This window comes from Psychrobacter sp. UBA3483, from assembly GCF_002377905.1.
Taxonomy (GTDB): domain Bacteria; phylum Pseudomonadota; class Gammaproteobacteria; order Pseudomonadales; family Moraxellaceae; genus Psychrobacter.
The window spans coordinates 1-16,165 of record NZ_DFQS01000009.1 but is presented as its reverse complement, the minus strand read 5'-3'; the positions used below and the strand labels follow the sequence as shown (position 1 = coordinate 16,165).

13 protein-coding genes are annotated in these 16,165 nt (G+C 41.2%); 5 read left to right on the top strand and 8 right to left on the bottom strand.

Annotated features, from left to right (window positions below):
* The 5 genes from B2866_RS01935 to B2866_RS01915 all read right to left on the bottom strand — a co-directional run.
* Positions 1-271, bottom strand: a 271-nt coding sequence (locus B2866_RS01935) for a hypothetical protein (protein WP_414706760.1), incomplete at its 3' end; no start/stop codon positions are given.
* A gap of 148 nt (positions 272-419) precedes the next feature.
* Positions 420-1,805 (bottom strand): hypothetical protein, encoded by a 1,386-nt coding sequence (locus B2866_RS01930; protein ID WP_296190138.1) that lies wholly within the window; start codon positions 1,803-1,805, stop codon positions 420-422.
* A 436-nt stretch (positions 1,806-2,241) separates the two neighbouring features.
* Positions 2,242-3,750 (bottom strand): outer membrane protein transport protein, encoded by a 1,509-nt coding sequence (locus B2866_RS01925; RefSeq protein ID WP_296190137.1) that lies wholly within the window; start codon positions 3,748-3,750, stop codon positions 2,242-2,244.
* 390 nt (positions 3,751-4,140) lie between these two features.
* The gene (locus B2866_RS01920; RefSeq protein ID WP_296190134.1) at positions 4,141-5,535 is read right to left on the bottom strand and encodes an outer membrane protein transport protein; all 1,395 of its coding nucleotides are present in this window, start codon (positions 5,533-5,535) and stop codon (positions 4,141-4,143) included.
* Positions 5,536-5,768: 233 nt separating this feature from the next.
* Positions 5,769-6,050, bottom strand: a complete 282-nt coding sequence (locus B2866_RS01915; RefSeq protein ID WP_296190132.1) for a SlyX family protein — start codon at positions 6,048-6,050, stop codon at positions 5,769-5,771.
* A gap of 203 nt (positions 6,051-6,253) precedes the next feature.
* Between B2866_RS01915 and B2866_RS01910 the strand changes: the two genes are divergently transcribed.
* From B2866_RS01910 to B2866_RS01890, 5 genes are all read left to right on the top strand, one after another.
* Positions 6,254-8,203, top strand: coding sequence for an ATP-binding cassette domain-containing protein (locus B2866_RS01910; RefSeq protein ID WP_296190129.1), 1,950 nt, complete (start codon positions 6,254-6,256; stop codon positions 8,201-8,203).
* Between the two features lie 464 nt (positions 8,204-8,667).
* Positions 8,668-9,252: a ubiquinol-cytochrome c reductase iron-sulfur subunit gene (petA, locus tag B2866_RS01905; protein ID WP_191692517.1), complete on the top strand. Its 585-nt coding sequence runs from the start codon at positions 8,668-8,670 to the stop codon at positions 9,250-9,252.
* A 7-nt stretch (positions 9,253-9,259) separates the two neighbouring features.
* Entirely contained in the window at positions 9,260-10,480 is a 1,221-nt protein-coding gene (locus B2866_RS01900) for a cytochrome b (RefSeq protein WP_409520901.1), read from the top strand.
* Positions 10,480-11,193 (top strand): cytochrome c1, encoded by a 714-nt coding sequence (locus B2866_RS01895; protein ID WP_296190125.1) that lies wholly within the window; start codon positions 10,480-10,482, stop codon positions 11,191-11,193. The genes B2866_RS01900 and B2866_RS01895 overlap by 1 nt, the downstream gene beginning before the upstream one ends.
* 1,667 nt (positions 11,194-12,860) lie before the next feature.
* Positions 12,861-13,079 carry a hypothetical protein gene (locus B2866_RS01890; protein ID WP_296190123.1) on the top strand — a complete coding sequence of 73 codons (219 nt, stop codon included), beginning with the start codon at positions 12,861-12,863 and terminating at the stop codon, positions 13,077-13,079.
* Between the two features lie 439 nt (positions 13,080-13,518).
* Here the strand turns inward: B2866_RS01890 and B2866_RS01885 are convergent, their stop codons facing one another.
* The 3 genes from B2866_RS01885 to B2866_RS01875 are packed head-to-tail and all read right to left on the bottom strand — an operon-like array spanning position 13,519 to position 16,058.
* The gene (locus tag B2866_RS01885; protein ID WP_296190120.1) at positions 13,519-15,612 is read right to left on the bottom strand and encodes a DUF3987 domain-containing protein; all 2,094 of its coding nucleotides are present in this window, start codon (positions 15,610-15,612) and stop codon (positions 13,519-13,521) included.
* 10 nt (positions 15,613-15,622) lie between these two features.
* Positions 15,623-15,805, bottom strand: coding sequence for a hypothetical protein (locus tag B2866_RS01880; protein ID WP_296190119.1), 183 nt, complete (start codon positions 15,803-15,805; stop codon positions 15,623-15,625).
* Positions 15,798-16,058 carry a hypothetical protein gene (locus B2866_RS01875; RefSeq protein ID WP_296190116.1) on the bottom strand — a complete coding sequence of 87 codons (261 nt, stop codon included), beginning with the start codon at positions 16,056-16,058 and terminating at the stop codon, positions 15,798-15,800. The genes B2866_RS01880 and B2866_RS01875 overlap by 8 nt, the downstream gene beginning before the upstream one ends.
* Positions 16,059-16,165: the final 107 nt, after the last annotated feature.

Below are 16,165 nucleotides of genomic sequence, written 5' to 3'. Positions count from 1 at the left end.
GCGTTGGCGTTGGCTCAGGCGTTGGCTCAGGCGTTGGCTCAGGCGTTGGTGTTGGTGTTAGTGTTGGCGTAGGCTCAGGCGTTGGTGTTGGTGTTGGTGTTGGCGTAGTAGGACTACCGTCAAATATATCGCCAAGATTATATGAATTATTATTATCACTTCCACAAGCAGATAACATAATGGCGGTAATCAATACTACGCTAGCTTTTAGAGTGGTATTTAAAGGTTTTAACGACGATTTATTAATACTTGAATGATTATTAGAAAACATTCTTATTCCTCCATGAATATTTAGATGATATTTCTTTGCATAGTAGTAAAAAATTAATTTCACTACTTACTTTCAAATTTCAAAAAGCTTATCCAGTTTCTTAGATAAGCTTTTTAATTCTATCCAATATGATATTTATTACAGTAAGTTATTGACTCTGATAAGAAAGCTTTACACCAGCGATGTAACCATCATTGTCTTCAGCTTTACTAACGATACTACCATTAGGTAATTGTCCTGTGGCGTCACCAAACTTAAGATATTTGCCACCAACCGATACTGCCCATTCAGGTGTCACGTTATATTTGACACCGCCACCGATACTATAAAAACCTTCGATAGTGCCCAGTGAGCTTACAGGGTCACCTGCACCAGAATCATAACCAACAACAACTGAGCCAGCCAGCTTTTCATTAAAACGTTTGGCTAAACCAACATCAACTTTCCATTGGTCTTTTTCGTAAGATAATAACGGAAGCCCTTCTGGCGCTGCAGCTTTAGAGTAGGCATTATAAAGTGGCGGTACAATAGTAAAATCACTCCAAGGTACCCAACGTACATCTAAGGTACCTAATAGTTGATACTTTGCACTAAGACCCGTTTCAATATTTAAGTTCACTGATTCAGGCGTAGTAACAGTAGCCTCAGTGTTCGCATATTCACCAATAGACCTACCAAGCTCAGAGTTCGGATCAATTCCAAGCTTACCTAGTGCGACACCTTTTAGAGGTGAGCCTAGCAAAGGTACTCTTTCGCCTATATCAGTTTTATGCTCAATCTCAGAGCGATAAGTTAATGCGGCTTTTAAGGCGATCTCAGGTTTACTATAAGCAAGACCTGCTACCCAACCGTAGTCCGTATCTGCATTAACATTCGCATCATAACCAGTTAGTGGTCCATAAGCTTGACCGCGTAGATGCACATCGGCTTTAGCTTTTTGCATAACGGGACCACCATATACTTGAAACCCATTAGATTTAAAGCCCAATAAACCGGTCCAAGTTTCTGTATGAACACTTACATTGGTGTTTTTATTATAGTCAGGATCTAAAACTGAGGAGTTAATCAATTCATTTGGAACAGAAGTGCCAGTAGACGAATCAGCGATCGTTTGTTTGCCTGCTTTAGATACAAACGTACTATCACCTGAGTACTCTACTTCTGCACCAAAGGGTTCGTCGTAGAATACACCAATACTGATATTATCGTTGATATCAGTTTTGACACCGTAACGCATAAAGCTATAGGAATCTGGAGTAGCATTTCCGGTTGATACGCCTTTTTCGTATGCAGCTTCGGTGGAAGTAATACCATTACGAATCTCTCCAGTTGGAGTGACGATAGCACCAGCATTATCATGAGCAGACACATCGGTATCGATATAAGCAAAATCAACTTCTGCATAGGTACCAGGATTAAAGAAACCTTTGATATCTTGACCTGAACGATCAAGACCAGCCGCTTGCGTAAGCGAGCCAGCAGATAAGGCAAACAAAGCTAAAGCAAGCTTAGAGATAGGAAATTTTTGAGACACTTAACATCCTCCATGAATAAAATAACTGGCAAATAGCTGGATTACTTAGGCAACCTGTATAAGTAATCAAAGCTTATGCTGTGCAATCCTTTGCCAAACGACCTAAAAAACAAATGAGTGAATGTGACAACCGCTTACTCGATTTTACATTTCCTTATTATCAGACATTACCGCTATGTAAGTTAAGGTAACCGACTTAAGTATCATAATTAAAGTTTAGCGCGATAGCAACACTCTTTTAAGATTATTTAGGAATAAGCGAAAGTTTACAGAATAAGTCTCAAAAATATACTTAGTGTTTTATTCATATATAATTTTACAATAGTAAATTCTCTTAATTAATGAGTCTCCATGGAAAATTAGTTATAAAAAAGCAGCCTCTAGGGCTGCTTTTTTATAAACACTCATCTTTTATATTACCAATAGAGTAATATTATTACTTACCTTGGTAAGACAATTTCACACCAACAATATATCCATCATTGTCTTGAAAATCACCGACGATTTGTTGTGTTGGTAATTGACCTTTCGCATCACCGAACCATAAGTACTTACCACCGGCTGATACAGCCCACTCAGGGGTGACATTATACTTAGCACCTAAACCCACACTATAATAGCCATCAATCGGACCTAATGATGTCGTTGGATCGCCTGACCCACTATCCCAACCTACGGTACCGCTCACTGCTAAAGCAGGCATGATACGTTTAGCAAGACCAAGCTCTACCTGCCACTGGTCATCACTATATTCTACTAGTGCTAAACCATCTGGACCGTATGCAGGGTTGTTCTTACTTACAGCATTATATAATGGCGGTACGATTGAGAAATCACCCCAAGGTACCCAGCGCACTTTTGCTGTAGCTAGAGTTGTTGGGTTAATGCCTGTCTGGAAATCAAAGTTAACTGATTTTGGCGTGGTGATTTCCATATTATTGGTTTGAGTTGCTGCGGCTGGATTACCCGCTAAAAGACCTGCTAGTGGATATGTTTCAGTGATATCCATACTATGATCAATCTCTGAGCGATATGTCAAAGCGGCTTTTAAAGCAATCTCAGGCTTACTATAAGCGACACCTGCTAACCAGCCATAATCTTGATCAGGGCTAATATGTGAAGTATAACCTGTCGCAGGTCCATACGCACTACCACGTAGTTTTACATCAGCTTGTACACGCTGAGCAACTGGACCGCCATATATTTGAAAGTTTTTATTTGCACCAACCTTCATACCCAATATGGCAGTGACATTCTCAGAGCGCACCTCAACTTTAGTACCTTCAGTATTAGCAAGTTGACTAGCTGCATAACCATTTAGCCCTTGCAAAGGGGCCAATTGTGCTTCACCAGCTGCAAATTGTGCTTTTCCAGCTACAATTTGTGGACGTAAAGTCGCTTCAAGTGCAGGATTTGCTGCAATGGCCGCTTCAGCCTGTTTTATTTGTTCTCTACCAGCTGCGAGCTGTTGTTGAGCACCTTTAATGTATGTATCTAAACCTTGAGCAGTCGTAACACCCGGTAATTTTCCAGCTAATTGCGAAGAAATCAGACCATCTATCGCTGCAGTTGGTGCACCAACAAAGTTACTATCGCCATTATAAGCTGCTGCTGCGCCAAAAGGTTCATCGTATAAAACACCAACACTAAAGGTATCATTAATATCGGTTTTCACGCCATAGCGAAAAAAGTCATAAGATTCAGCAACTTCACCCGTACTTCTACCTTTAACATAACCGGCATCATCAGTAGCAACACGTTGATTATCATAACCGCTAACATCGGCGTCGATATAAGTATAGACAGCTTCGGCATAAGTGCCATCTTGTAGGAATGCAGTGATATCTTGACCTGAACGATCAAGACCGGCCGCGTTAGACATGCTCGCGACAGAAAGGGTAGCTATCGCTACAGCAAGGGTTTTTAAATGAAAAGTAGCGCGCATTATATATCTCCAAACATCCTCGTTGTTTAATCATTATAATAATCCACATTTAGCATTGTTACGCAAAATATAAGATTATGTAAACGATGTCCTAAAATGAATAGTAATGACTTTTTAACGCTAAAACAACAATTAAAACGCTTTATTTTTCTTTAATGACTGAGTAGTACAAAATGGTAAATCTCCTTTATAAACAATAGTTTGCTTTGTAAAAAATTATTAATTTATCCTTAATATTGTAAGTAGACTTAAATCTGGATTCATAAGTTTTTATTCTTCTACGAAAAGGTGTTTATTATTACATCCTCTTTATTATAAGGATAAAAAAACGACCTATTAAGGTCGTTTTATATGCGGTATCAATTATAGGAATATGAGCAATTTCTAGTTCTATTTAGATTGATAAGAGAGTTTCGCACCAAGTGCAAAACCGTCATTGTCTTCAAACTTACTGACCACTTGTTTGGTTGGGATTTGGCCATCTGCATCACCAAACCACAGGTATTTACCGCCAGCAGATACTGCCCAGTTTTCAGTGATATCATATTTACCACCTAAACCAACGCTATAGTAGCCTTCGATTGGACCAAGTGACGTGACAGGGTTACCTGCTCCACTATCCCAACCAACGGTACCGCTAACCGCAAACTTCGGTGCTAAACGTTTTGCAAGACCTAATTCCACTTGCCATTGATCCTTATCGTAGCTTACCAATGCAAGACCTTTATCATCTTTTGTTGAAACTTTACTTACATCATTATATAACGACGGTACGATAGCAAAATCGCTCCAAGGTACCCAACGAACTTTAGCAGTTGCTAAAGTTGTTGGATTAATACCTGTTTGAAAGTCAAAGTTAACTGATTCTGGCGTATTGATTTCGATATCAGAATATGTGGTAGTCGATAGAGGCAAACCTACGGTAGCCCCTGCAGCGGTAGCCAAAGGGAAACTCTCAAATGCTTTCGCATTGTGCTTAATTTCCGAACGATAAGTCAAAGCAGCTTTTAAGGCGATTTCTGGCTTACTATAAGCCATACCAGCAATCCAACCATAGTCTTGGTCTTTACTAATATGAGTAGTATAACCTTTGGCTGAGCTGTATGCATCGCCACGTAATTTAACGTCTGCTCTTACACGTTGAGCAACGGGACCGCCGTACACTTGAAATTCTTTATTAGTACCAAATTTAGCGCCAAGAATACCAGTAATGCTTTCTGTACGTACTTCAACTTGTGTCGCTTCGCCTGCAACTGCTGCCAATCCTTTTGCTGCTTCCAGACCAATTAGCTGACCTTGCGCCGCTTGTAGTTGCTCAGCTGTTAAGCCACCTGGATTACCTGGAGCAAGAGCCCCTTGCAATTGCGGTATTAATACGGAATCTACATACGCTTCGGTTAGATTAGGATTTTTTGTAAAGTCTTGGATAATAGCATCTGCATCAGTATTAGTGATGAAGTCGTTTTTACCAGTATAGTCAGCTGCAGCACCAAATGGTTCATCATATAAAATACCAATACTAAAGGTGTCATTGATGTCAGCTTTTACACCATAACGGAAGAAGTCATAATCTTCTGCGATATCATCAATTTTATTACCTGAAGAGTCTTTACCACTAACGTCAGCATCTAGATAAGTGTAAACCGTTTCGGCATAGGTGCCATCTTGCAAAAACGCCGTGATATCTTGACCTGAACGATCAAGACCTGCCGCACCAGCGATACTAGCTGCAGAAAGAGCAGCCAAAGCTACTGTTAAAGTCTTTAGATTGAAATTTGCGCCCATTGTGTATCTCCAAACATCCACATTGTTTTACCGCTACACCGAACTTTGTTAGGTAGGCAGTATCTAAGGTGAAGGATACTAATGTGTTTTTTACATGAAAACAACCAAAAATACATTATTTCTGCAATATGACTGGATAGTCAGCGAACCGTATATTTATGCCAAAATTCGCATATAAATATCCGATAAATACTATGCAATGATTCATTATCTATATTGAAAATATCTTATTGTTAATAATGTGGTGGTCTATCCGCCATAACATCAAATGGCGCCACACTGCCCTCTCCATCTTGGCTTTGCACTTGCTTATAGATAAACTGTACCTGTCGCTGCAAGGTTTGGATATCCTTATCTTGGCGCGTAATAACCTCATCAAGCCGCTCGACGGTAACTTCAAGGTGAGAGAGGTTCATTTGCAACTCAATAACCTGTGCTTGTAAGTCCGCTTGGCTATCTGCCAGCTGAGCTTGTTGATTAGAAGCGTTTTTTTCTATCAAATTTGGTTGATTCATATTTTTCTCAATAATAGTTCTCAATATATAGATAGCATGGTTATTTTCTTTATGAAATCTCAGACCTAACCATTTAAAACAGACTTTATAAAATAGTGTTCATAAAGGCATTTACGCATACTACAGTTAGGTGGCAGCATGTTATACTGCTAGGAATTTTGCAACAACCCCTACCTCACTATTATATAAGCTTAAGATATTCTATGGCATTGATACATTTAAAAGATATTCACTTGGCCTTTGGCGTGGCTCCTATTCTTGATGGCATCGATTTTTCGATTAATGCAGGCGAGCGCGTTTGTTTGATTGGCCGTAATGGCGAAGGCAAATCTACCTTATTTAAACTGATTAATGGCTCATTACAGCCTGATAGTGGCGAGATTATCAAAAATAGTAGCATGCGTGTTGCAATGTTAGAGCAAGACGTTCCGGAAACCAGCGGACGTATCTTGGACATCGTGATGGGCGGTAGCCGCCACACCGCTGATTTGCTCATTAACTATAATAAGCAAGTCGATATGTGTGCCAATGGTGATATGGATGCTTGCGAGCATATGGCAACCTTGCAACATGATATCGATGCGGTACATGGTTGGGATTTAGAGCGTGATGCGACCCGTCTGATTACGACTATGGGACTTGATCCTGAAGCTGATTTGTCTTCACTCTCTGGTGGTCGTAAACGCCGTGTACTACTTGCACGTGCGCTGGTTACTAAGCCTGATGTGCTATTACTCGACGAGCCAACCAACCATTTAGACGTTGAAAGTATCGAATGGTTGGAGCGCTTTTTACTTGACTGGCAAGGTCTTACGCTATTGTTTGTGACGCACGATAGAGCATTTGTCAATAAGCTTGCTACGCGTATCGTTGAGCTTGATCGTGGTCAATTGACGAGCTATGACGTCACCCAAGGCGCTAAAGGGTATGCGCGTTATCAAGAATTAAAAGAGCAGCAGCTACTCGCTGAAGAAAAGAATAACGCTAATTTTGATAAAAAATTGGCACAAGAAGAAGTTTGGATTCGCCAAGGTATCAAGGCCCGCCGTACCCGTAACGAAGGCCGTGTCCGCGAGCTAAAAGCCCTACGCGAAGAGCGCAAAGGCCGCCGCGAGCAAGTCGGTAACGTCAATATCACCATGGGTGAAGGCGAGAAAAGCGGCAAGCTGGTCTGTAAAGTTAAAAACCTGCATCTGGAATATGATGGCAACGTCTTAGTCGACAACTTTAGCACCATGATTATGCGCGGTGACAAAATCGGTATCGTAGGTCCCAACGGCGCGGGTAAAACCACGCTAATTAAAGCCCTACTCGATATGTCTGATGATGAAGTCACCAAAACAGGTACGGTTGAGCTTGGCACTAATTTACAAATTGCCTTTTTCGATCAGCTTCGCGACCAGTTGGACTTAGAAGCCAGCGTGGCACAAAACGTCTCTGAAGGTTCTGACTTCGTCGAAGTGGGCGGGCGCAAGACGCACATTATGAGCTACTTGCAAGATTTCTTATTTGCCCCAGAGCGTGCGCGTACACCTGTCAAAGCCTTATCAGGTGGTGAGCGCAACCGCGTCCTACTTGCCAAGCAACTATTAAAGCCTGCCAATATTCTAGTGCTCGATGAGCCAACCAATGACTTGGATATGGCCACCTTGGAGCTTTTAGAAGAATCGGTCGCCAGCTTTAACGGTACTATCCTGCTGATTAGCCATGACCGCTCATTTATGGACAACGTCGTTACCTCTACTTGGGTATTTGACACGGATGAAAATGATAATGGCATCGTCAAAGAATATGTCGGTGGTTATCAAGAATACTTGATACAAAAAAACCGTGAAGAAGAAGCGAAAGCTAAGAATGCTAAATCATCTAACGATAATGCTGCTAGTAGCAAAGCTAACAATAAAGCTATGGTCGCCGCAAAGCCTAATACAGCGGCCAAAAAGCTCAACTATAATGAACAGCGTGAACTCGATAACTTACCAAAAGAAATCGCTGCGTTAGAAGCTGAGCAAACCGAGCTGGAAGAAAAGCTGGCTGACGGTTCATGGTTTACCAAAGATATGGAAGCCGCTACTGCTGCTAGCGAGCGTTTATTAGTCATTGAAGATGAGATGATGACTAAGCTTGAGCGTTGGCACACGCTTGAGAGTTAACACTATGTATCGCTATTTATGAACTTGTAACTTTTATATTAGGCATGCTTTATATTAGACATGGTTAAAGGTTATAAATAGCTACGCCAACTTACAACTGCGTAATGTGCGGAAAGTTAGTGAACATTGTCTTGATTTCAAGTATCATTCCCTATTGCTGAATACCCTTATTAATTATAAGGTCATTATTCATAATAGTCTTGTTGATATAAAAGCGTATTTTAAAGCCGGTTAAATATTGATAATTAAGCAGTTTTAGACTAATTATCTCGTTTAACGCTTAGGTGCGCTATCGCAAGGCTGCTTTATTTTTAACACAATAATTTATTTTATGACCGAAATAGCTTAGAATAGCAACAATTAGCAAAATTAGGCACAGCTAACGTGGCTTGATAATTGTCATTTTTCTAAGCCACAAACCCAGTGTGGGATAATCCCATTTCATTCACCTGGAGGAAGTATTAATGAGCCATGCCGAAGGCGTTAACGTACAACGTCGTAGAGTTCTTATTGCCTCGACTGCCGTCATTGGTGCAGCTGGGGTAGCTGCGGTGGCGACACCTTTTGTCCGCTCTTGGACGCCAAGCGCAAAAGCTGAGGCTGCAGGCGCTGCAGTGACCCAAGATATTGGTTCTATCGAAGCAGGACAGATGATTGTCGTCAAGTATCGTGGCAAACCTATCTTCGTGGTCAAGCGCACTGAAGAGATGCTGACCACCTTAGAATCAGTCAAGTCATTATTGTCAGACCCTGATTCAGATGAGTCGCTACAACCAGAATATTGTAAAAACCCTGAGCGCTCTTTATCACCAGAGGTACTGGTGGTAGAAGGCGTCTGTACACATTTAGGCTGTGCACCAAACTACCGTCCTGATGTGGGCGCAGCTGATTTAGGCGGTAATGACTGGTACGGTGGATTTTTCTGCCCATGTCATGGCTCTAAATACGATTTATCGGGTCGTGTTTATAGTGGTGTCCCTGCACCGCTTAACTTACCAATCCCAGAGTACAGCATGGATGGTACTATCTTGACGATTGGGGAGGCTTAATATGAGCATGGGTAAAAAATTAATGCATTGGGTGGACGCGCGCTTTCCTGCGACTGAAACCTATGAATATCACATGTCAAAGTACTATGCACCAAAGAACTTTAACTTTTGGTACTTCTTTGGTGTGTTATCAATGGTGGTATTGGTCAACCAATTGGTGACTGGTATTTGGCTAACGATGATGTACAATCCAAGTGCCGAAGGGGCATTTGCGTCTGTTGAATATATCATGCGTGATGTCAAAGGCGGCTGGCTCATCCGTTATATGCACTCGACGGGTGCATCTGCGTTCTTCGTCGTCGTATATTTGCATATGTTCCGCGCCTTGCTATACGGCTCATATCAAAAACCACGCGAGCTTATTTGGCTCATCGGTATGGGTATTTACCTAGCATTGATGGCAGAAGGTTTCTTCGGTTACCTACTTCCTTGGGGCAACATGTCATTCTGGGGCGCTCAGGTTATTCTAAACTTACCTGCAGCTCTACCTGTGATTGGCGATGGTCTTGCTGAATGGGTACGTGGTGACTATATCATCTCAGGTATCACTTTAAACCGCTTCTTTGCCTTGCATGTGGTTGCTATTCCACTCGTCCTTGTCGGCTTAGTGTTTATGCATTTAGTGGCGCTGCATCACGTTGGTTCGAACAACCCTGATGGCATCGATATTAAAAAGCTAAAAGACAAGAATGGCGTACCATTAGACGGTATCGAATTCCATCCATACTATACTGTGCACGATATGGTTGGTATTGTGGTCTTCTTTATCTGTTTCTTTGCAGTAGTATTCTTCTTCCCAGAGGGCGGCGGTTTCTTCCTTGAGCCACCAAACTTTGAAGCAGCGAATTCGCTAAAAACACCGGCGCATATTGCACCAGTATGGTACTACACACCTTTTTATGCCATCTTACGTGCGGTTCCTAATAAGCTTGGTGGTGTTATTGCAATGGGCGGTGCGATTGCCTTCCTATTCTTAATTCCATGGCTAGATAGATCTCCTGTGCGTTCGATACGCTATAAAGGTATTCTGTCTAAGATTGCACTTACTGTCTTTGCTATTAGCTTTATCGTATTAGGCTACTTAGGTGCAACACCAGCGACGCCAACAGCGACGATTTTGGCACGTATCTTTACTATCCTGTATTTCTTGTTTTTCTTATTGATGCCGTTCTACACAGCTATTGAGAAGTGTAAACAGCCACCAGAACGCGTTACCGGAGGTCACTAATGAGCACGCTAATTAAATCCCTAGCTGGTCTAGGCTTAGGCGCCGCACTGACGTTGACTGCTGGCACTGCAAGCGCATCAGGTGGTGGTTGTGGTACTTTTACCAATGCTGATGGCGTGGTTGAACACTTAGCTTGTAGCACCGCCCCTATTGATTTTACCAATAAGGGTTCGCTACAAAACGGTGCGAAAATCTTTATGAACTACTGCGCTGGGTGTCACTCAGCAAAGTATGTTCGTCATTCGCGCATTGCTAAAGACTTAGAGATACCGCCTGAGCTGGTTGAAAAGTATTTGATGGTCACCACTGAGGAAATTGGTGACCATATTAATGCTGAGATTGACCCTGACGTTCAAGCATCATGGTTTGGCGCGGCACCTCCAGACTTATCACTTGAAACGCGTCTGCGCGGTGATGATTGGGTTTATACTTATCTTCTGTCGTTCTATGAAGATCCAAGCCGTCCTTGGGGCTCGAACAACTTAGTACTCGCAAACGCCGCTATGCCGCACGTGTTGCATAATATGCAAGAAACCTTAAGTGAAGAAGAGTTTGAATCTGAAGTTGGTGACTTGGTTAACTTTATGGCGTGGATGGCAGAGCCAGTACGCCATGACCGTCAAGTGATTGGTTTCTTTGTGATTTTATTCTTATTAGTACTACTCATTCCAGTTTATTTGTTAAATAAAGAATTTTGGAAAGACGTAAAATAATAAAGCAATAAAAACCCAACCTTCATCTAAAAAAGCATTACTTCGGTAGTGCTTTTTTATTATCTTAAGTTTTTGATTTAATTATTAATAACAGTTCGTTATTATTTTTTGGTAGCCGTTTTGGTAGCCAGTAGCTTTGATTTTTGAGTATTGGTAGCCATAGGGCGATGTAATTGTTGAGCTGTTTATTAGTAATGTCCGCTGCTTAAGTAATTTTTATACGTCCGCATAATTAAAAGTTTAGCTATTGCTTTTTGCTTTCACCAACTTATCAATCATTTCTATTCTACTGATATAACTATCCTCTATTTCTATGTATTCCATGAATAGCCGTTTATGGGTAGCTCTGTGCATGCCTTTGGGTTTGGGTTGATACATACTATAACGCCACCCTAAACGCTTTCTTATTGCCTGTATGCGTATATCGGGTCGCTGCCATGGCTGCATTAGCTGTGTTTGATAGTTAGCCCCTATACAATGCCTGCAGACGTAAAGCCCTGCGCAATAAAGCACACCTACACGCCGGCTACACTTAGGACAAGCGAACCAATACCGATAACCGCCATAATTGCATTGTGTCTTTAGTAGCTCAACATTATAACTATATGGCTTATTACGGTGGCTGTAGCTAAAGGCTAAATGATTAGGCTGGCTAGTGCGTATATAATCATTAAAGCTGTTTATGCTGATCTGTTTATAGTCGATCAGGCTATGAGTATTTGCAGTGGTAGGCATAATTATATTTCGTGGGTTATCTAAATCATTAGGCAAGTTTGCTTTTTTCTATCATATCTTATCTTTTTGCTGCTCTTAATCACATGGATAGTATTTTCATTAGTGGGTCATCTCTATCTTTCTGCCTACGTTCTAATCCTAACCCACCGCCTAGCAGTTTTGATTTGCTCATGGTGCATGACAAGGCTGTCTTATAATCGTCATCATTCAACGCCATTTGCCGTACCTGCTCTATTTCATCAAGTATGCTATCTAGTGTAATAAAATCGCGTGTTCTATCGCTCATAGCTTGCCCTGCCTTTGTTGTTCTCAATCATCTGCATGGTTGCACCGCATATCTTTTGTACTAGCCTGTCATGCTCTGTCACTAGCTTATAGTAGGTCGTAAAGTGCATATGCTTGGGTCTGCCTTGGTTGCCATGTGCTATCCCTGCTTGCCAGCCTAAACGCTTTCTTATTGCCTCAGCACGACTGAATATACGGTCAAGAGGTTGCTGTAGCTGACTACCATAATTTGCCCCTATGCAATGTCTGCAGACGTAAGCACCAGCGCAATATAATACTGATACTCGCTTGCTGCAGTTCGGGCATAGCCACCAGTAACGGTAATTGCCATAATTGCATGCTGTCTTTGCTAGGTTAATAGAGTAGCTATAAGACTGATTGCGGTATTTGTAGTTAAGATCAATCTTGTTTGCTTTGTCTGTCCGCCTCAACTGGTCACGATAGCTAGTTATGCTCAGTCTGGGATAGTTATTTAAGCTGTGAGTTGTGGCAAGTGCTGGCATTACTACTTTACCTATCATCTAAATCATTAGTTAAATTATTAAAAAAACTCATTATAACAAGTAATTTAAAATATCCAATATAAGTTTATAGATATATAATCAACATTTTTTCAATGTTATTCAATAATTTAAGGAAAGTTGTTAATGTCAAATAGTAATAAAGTTGATTACAATAAATTAAGCGACGAAGAGCTATCCAGAATGGAATTAATAAGAAAAGCTGAAGAGCGTGATAGAGTAGAAGGCTATAAAAAGACTGGAAAAAAAGTCATGAAGTGGTATTTCATTGGTATGGGCGTATTTCTTCTATTTATACTATTTATTGCTTCTCAACTATTCTCCTCTTTATCTAACTTTGGTTAATATTGAATTTATGTTTAAAATAACTTATGGGTTTGAGTCTTTCTAACTAAACCTTCTTAACTTATTTGGTCGCTATTACTTTGAAAATATTAGCCCGTCTTAAGATGGGCTTTTCCAATTTTAGAAATTATTAAATATTTAGATATACAGCTTTGTAAAAACTAAAAGAAAGCTGTTATCCTTATTTTATCGATATACAGTAGGGCTAATACCCTATTAAGGGAAAATGGGGAAAGTAGGAAAGTAAGTTATTAAAGCCTTGGTATATATGGCTTATAGTGTTTTCCCCTATAAATGAAAAAAGGCAAGTAAGGAAAGTTAGCAGCTATATAGCCGTCCACTTTCCCCACTTGCCTAGTGAGTGAATAATTAGGAAAGTTAGCTAGTGTATGCATGGCAAGCGTTCTAGCTGTCGTTTTCCTGTTTTCCTCGCTTTCCCTTATCTAGCCTCTAATAATTCAGGTCTTACTTGTATGGCTCTAGCCCTGCCATTGGTTATGATCTTAATATATCCCTCACTTTCTAAAACCTCAGCTATCAACTCAAAGTTATGCTTTTGCCGTAAATGCTTAGGGGTAACCTTGCTTTGAGCCGTTGAGTAAGCAAGCTGTTTAACTGATTGTCTATTACAGTAATTCACTAGCCAGCTGATTAGTTTTTGAGCGTCATTATCACCAGCTTGGGGCTTGTCAGTGTAGCGCATGCGCTCGCTTATAGAATAGTCAGTCAGTAGTGAGGCTCTATGTATATCATCAGCGGTTATAAAGCGTCTACCATCAAAGTAAGCGAGTATTGAGGCGATACGGCTAGCATTTTCATGTAAGCGTCTGGCATAGCTTGCGTATTTCTCAAGCTTACTGCCTTTGCATAACTGGCTTTCTTTATCGGTTTGATAATTAGCTAAAGCCTTTCTAGCCTGCCTATCCTTAAAGGGCATATTAAAGCGGATAATATTGCCCTCATTATCTCTATCTACACTATCAGCAATGGGGTCTAGCAGCGTTCTGCATCGTTGCCAGTAAGCCTGCAATCTTGGGTCTTGCTCTGGTTTAGCGTCTAGCCGTTCATCAGTGTTATAAACGATTTTACCGTTCATATTGTCGGGAAAGGCAAATAAAAAGCGAGGTAACAATCCTTGACCGTTCATAGCCTCATCATTTAACGCTGGTGCGATAACTGGCGGTTGCCCTTGCAAGTCTAGGATAAACCTAACCCCATTCATGCTGTTTTGCTCTATGGTGTCATAGCGAGGGGATAGCAGCCTATCAAACGAGCCACTACTCCATATGTCACATATCTGGCTAATGTTACTTTTGGCGGTGTCACTGGTTAAGCTATGACCACTTAAAAATAGGGCTGCCTCAGCCGTTGACCATGCTATATCGGTGGTATTACCGATCAGCATATTGTCTAAAAATCCTTGGATAGTGCCAGACTTAACCAAAAGTATCGTTTGCTTAGGTTTGGGGTTTTCAAGTAACCATAGCTCTAAATCTTTTTTTGGGGTGCTGGCTTTTTGCGCAAGCCATTCATCTAGCAAAGTTCGGTATTCTTTGCGCTTGTCATTTTGATAACTGAATAGCTCTTTATGGGTAAAGTCTACCGTTCTGCTTTTACCGCCTCCGCTTTCTGCCTCAGTGAGTAAAAATAGTGAGGCTGGCATAAACTTATCACCTAACGCATAAGGGGCATTAATGTATTGCTGAATAATAGTACCTAAAGCCCCTAGCATGCATTGACCTGCCATTGCTGGCGGTACTTGTGCATGATAGATAATAGCCGTTAATGCCTCTCTTAGTACTTGCCCATCTTTGCCCCATGCCTCTACTGGATAGGGTGTGGCTTTGGTGTGTTGGTCTGCAATATCGCCTAGCTTTTCCCATGCCTCCGCTAATAAGTCTTTTATGATCGTGTCAGGGTCGCTCAAAATATCATCAAGCGTCTGGTAATTATCAAACGATAGCAGCAAGTCAAAAGTCGTGATTATGGCTTTGACGTTTACCCCTAGTAGGGGCTGGGTTAGCTCATCTTTTTTATCTATGGTAGCAGTAACGATAACTTGCTTAACCTCAGCAAAATGCTTGACCATATTATTAAAGTGAAAGGGGTTAATACTCACCAATATAGTAACGCTTAACCCTTGGCTTGTTAGCTGCCTGTATAGATCTATCCCCTCAGCAAGGCTCTTTACTGCATACCAGTCAAGATTGCCAATAACAAAAGCGCATGGCTGGCTTGGGTCGGTTACCTCTATGGGTTTATCACTGTTAGGCGTGTAAATACCGATATTGGCTGGCTGGTGCAAGTTATTGCTTAATACCATAGCCACCTTGCCAGCGGTGTTAATAAATTCACCTGCTACACTAAAAGTATCATCAAACTGTCTTAGCTTATCGCCTTGACCTAGTGCTATAAGGCTGGTTAATACTTCATCATTTGCTATAATCTTATCTGTAGTTTGCTTTGAAATGCCTAGTAAATTGCTTAGCCCCTTGTCATCAGCTTGGGGCTTTGCTTTGTCTGTATTACTCATGATTACCCCCTCACTGCTCATAAGTTACCCCTTGCGCTTTGGCTTGCTGGCATGATGGTATAAGTAACAATGAAAATAAAATTGTCATTAACAGCATGTAAACGATAAAGGCGCGGTTAATATACTTGCGTTGCTTAGGCTGTCTGTGTGCCTTGTCACGGGCTTTTAGCTTGTCTTTGTTATCTTTACTCATAGCGCGTCACCTCCATTTCAGGCATGGATAACACACTGTCCATCTGTTCGCTGGCATCGGTGGCAAACAGTGAGTCCCTAAACAATGCAGCTATGACTGCTTGAATAACGCCTTGAGATACGGGGTCATTTGTCTGCACGGCTTGCAATGCCATAGCGTAATGTTCGGTATCAATTGATAATAAGATTAGCTGCTCGTTGATATGCTCTAAAGTGTCCGCTATCTGCAATAGTCTGTCGTTTGATTGGCTCATGACTGCACCCCACTAGCTAGATTATTGGTATCAATCCAATAAACATTCCAATGCTTGCCGTCTTTATCTACTCGCTTGCGCTGTATATAGTGTATCAAATACAAAAG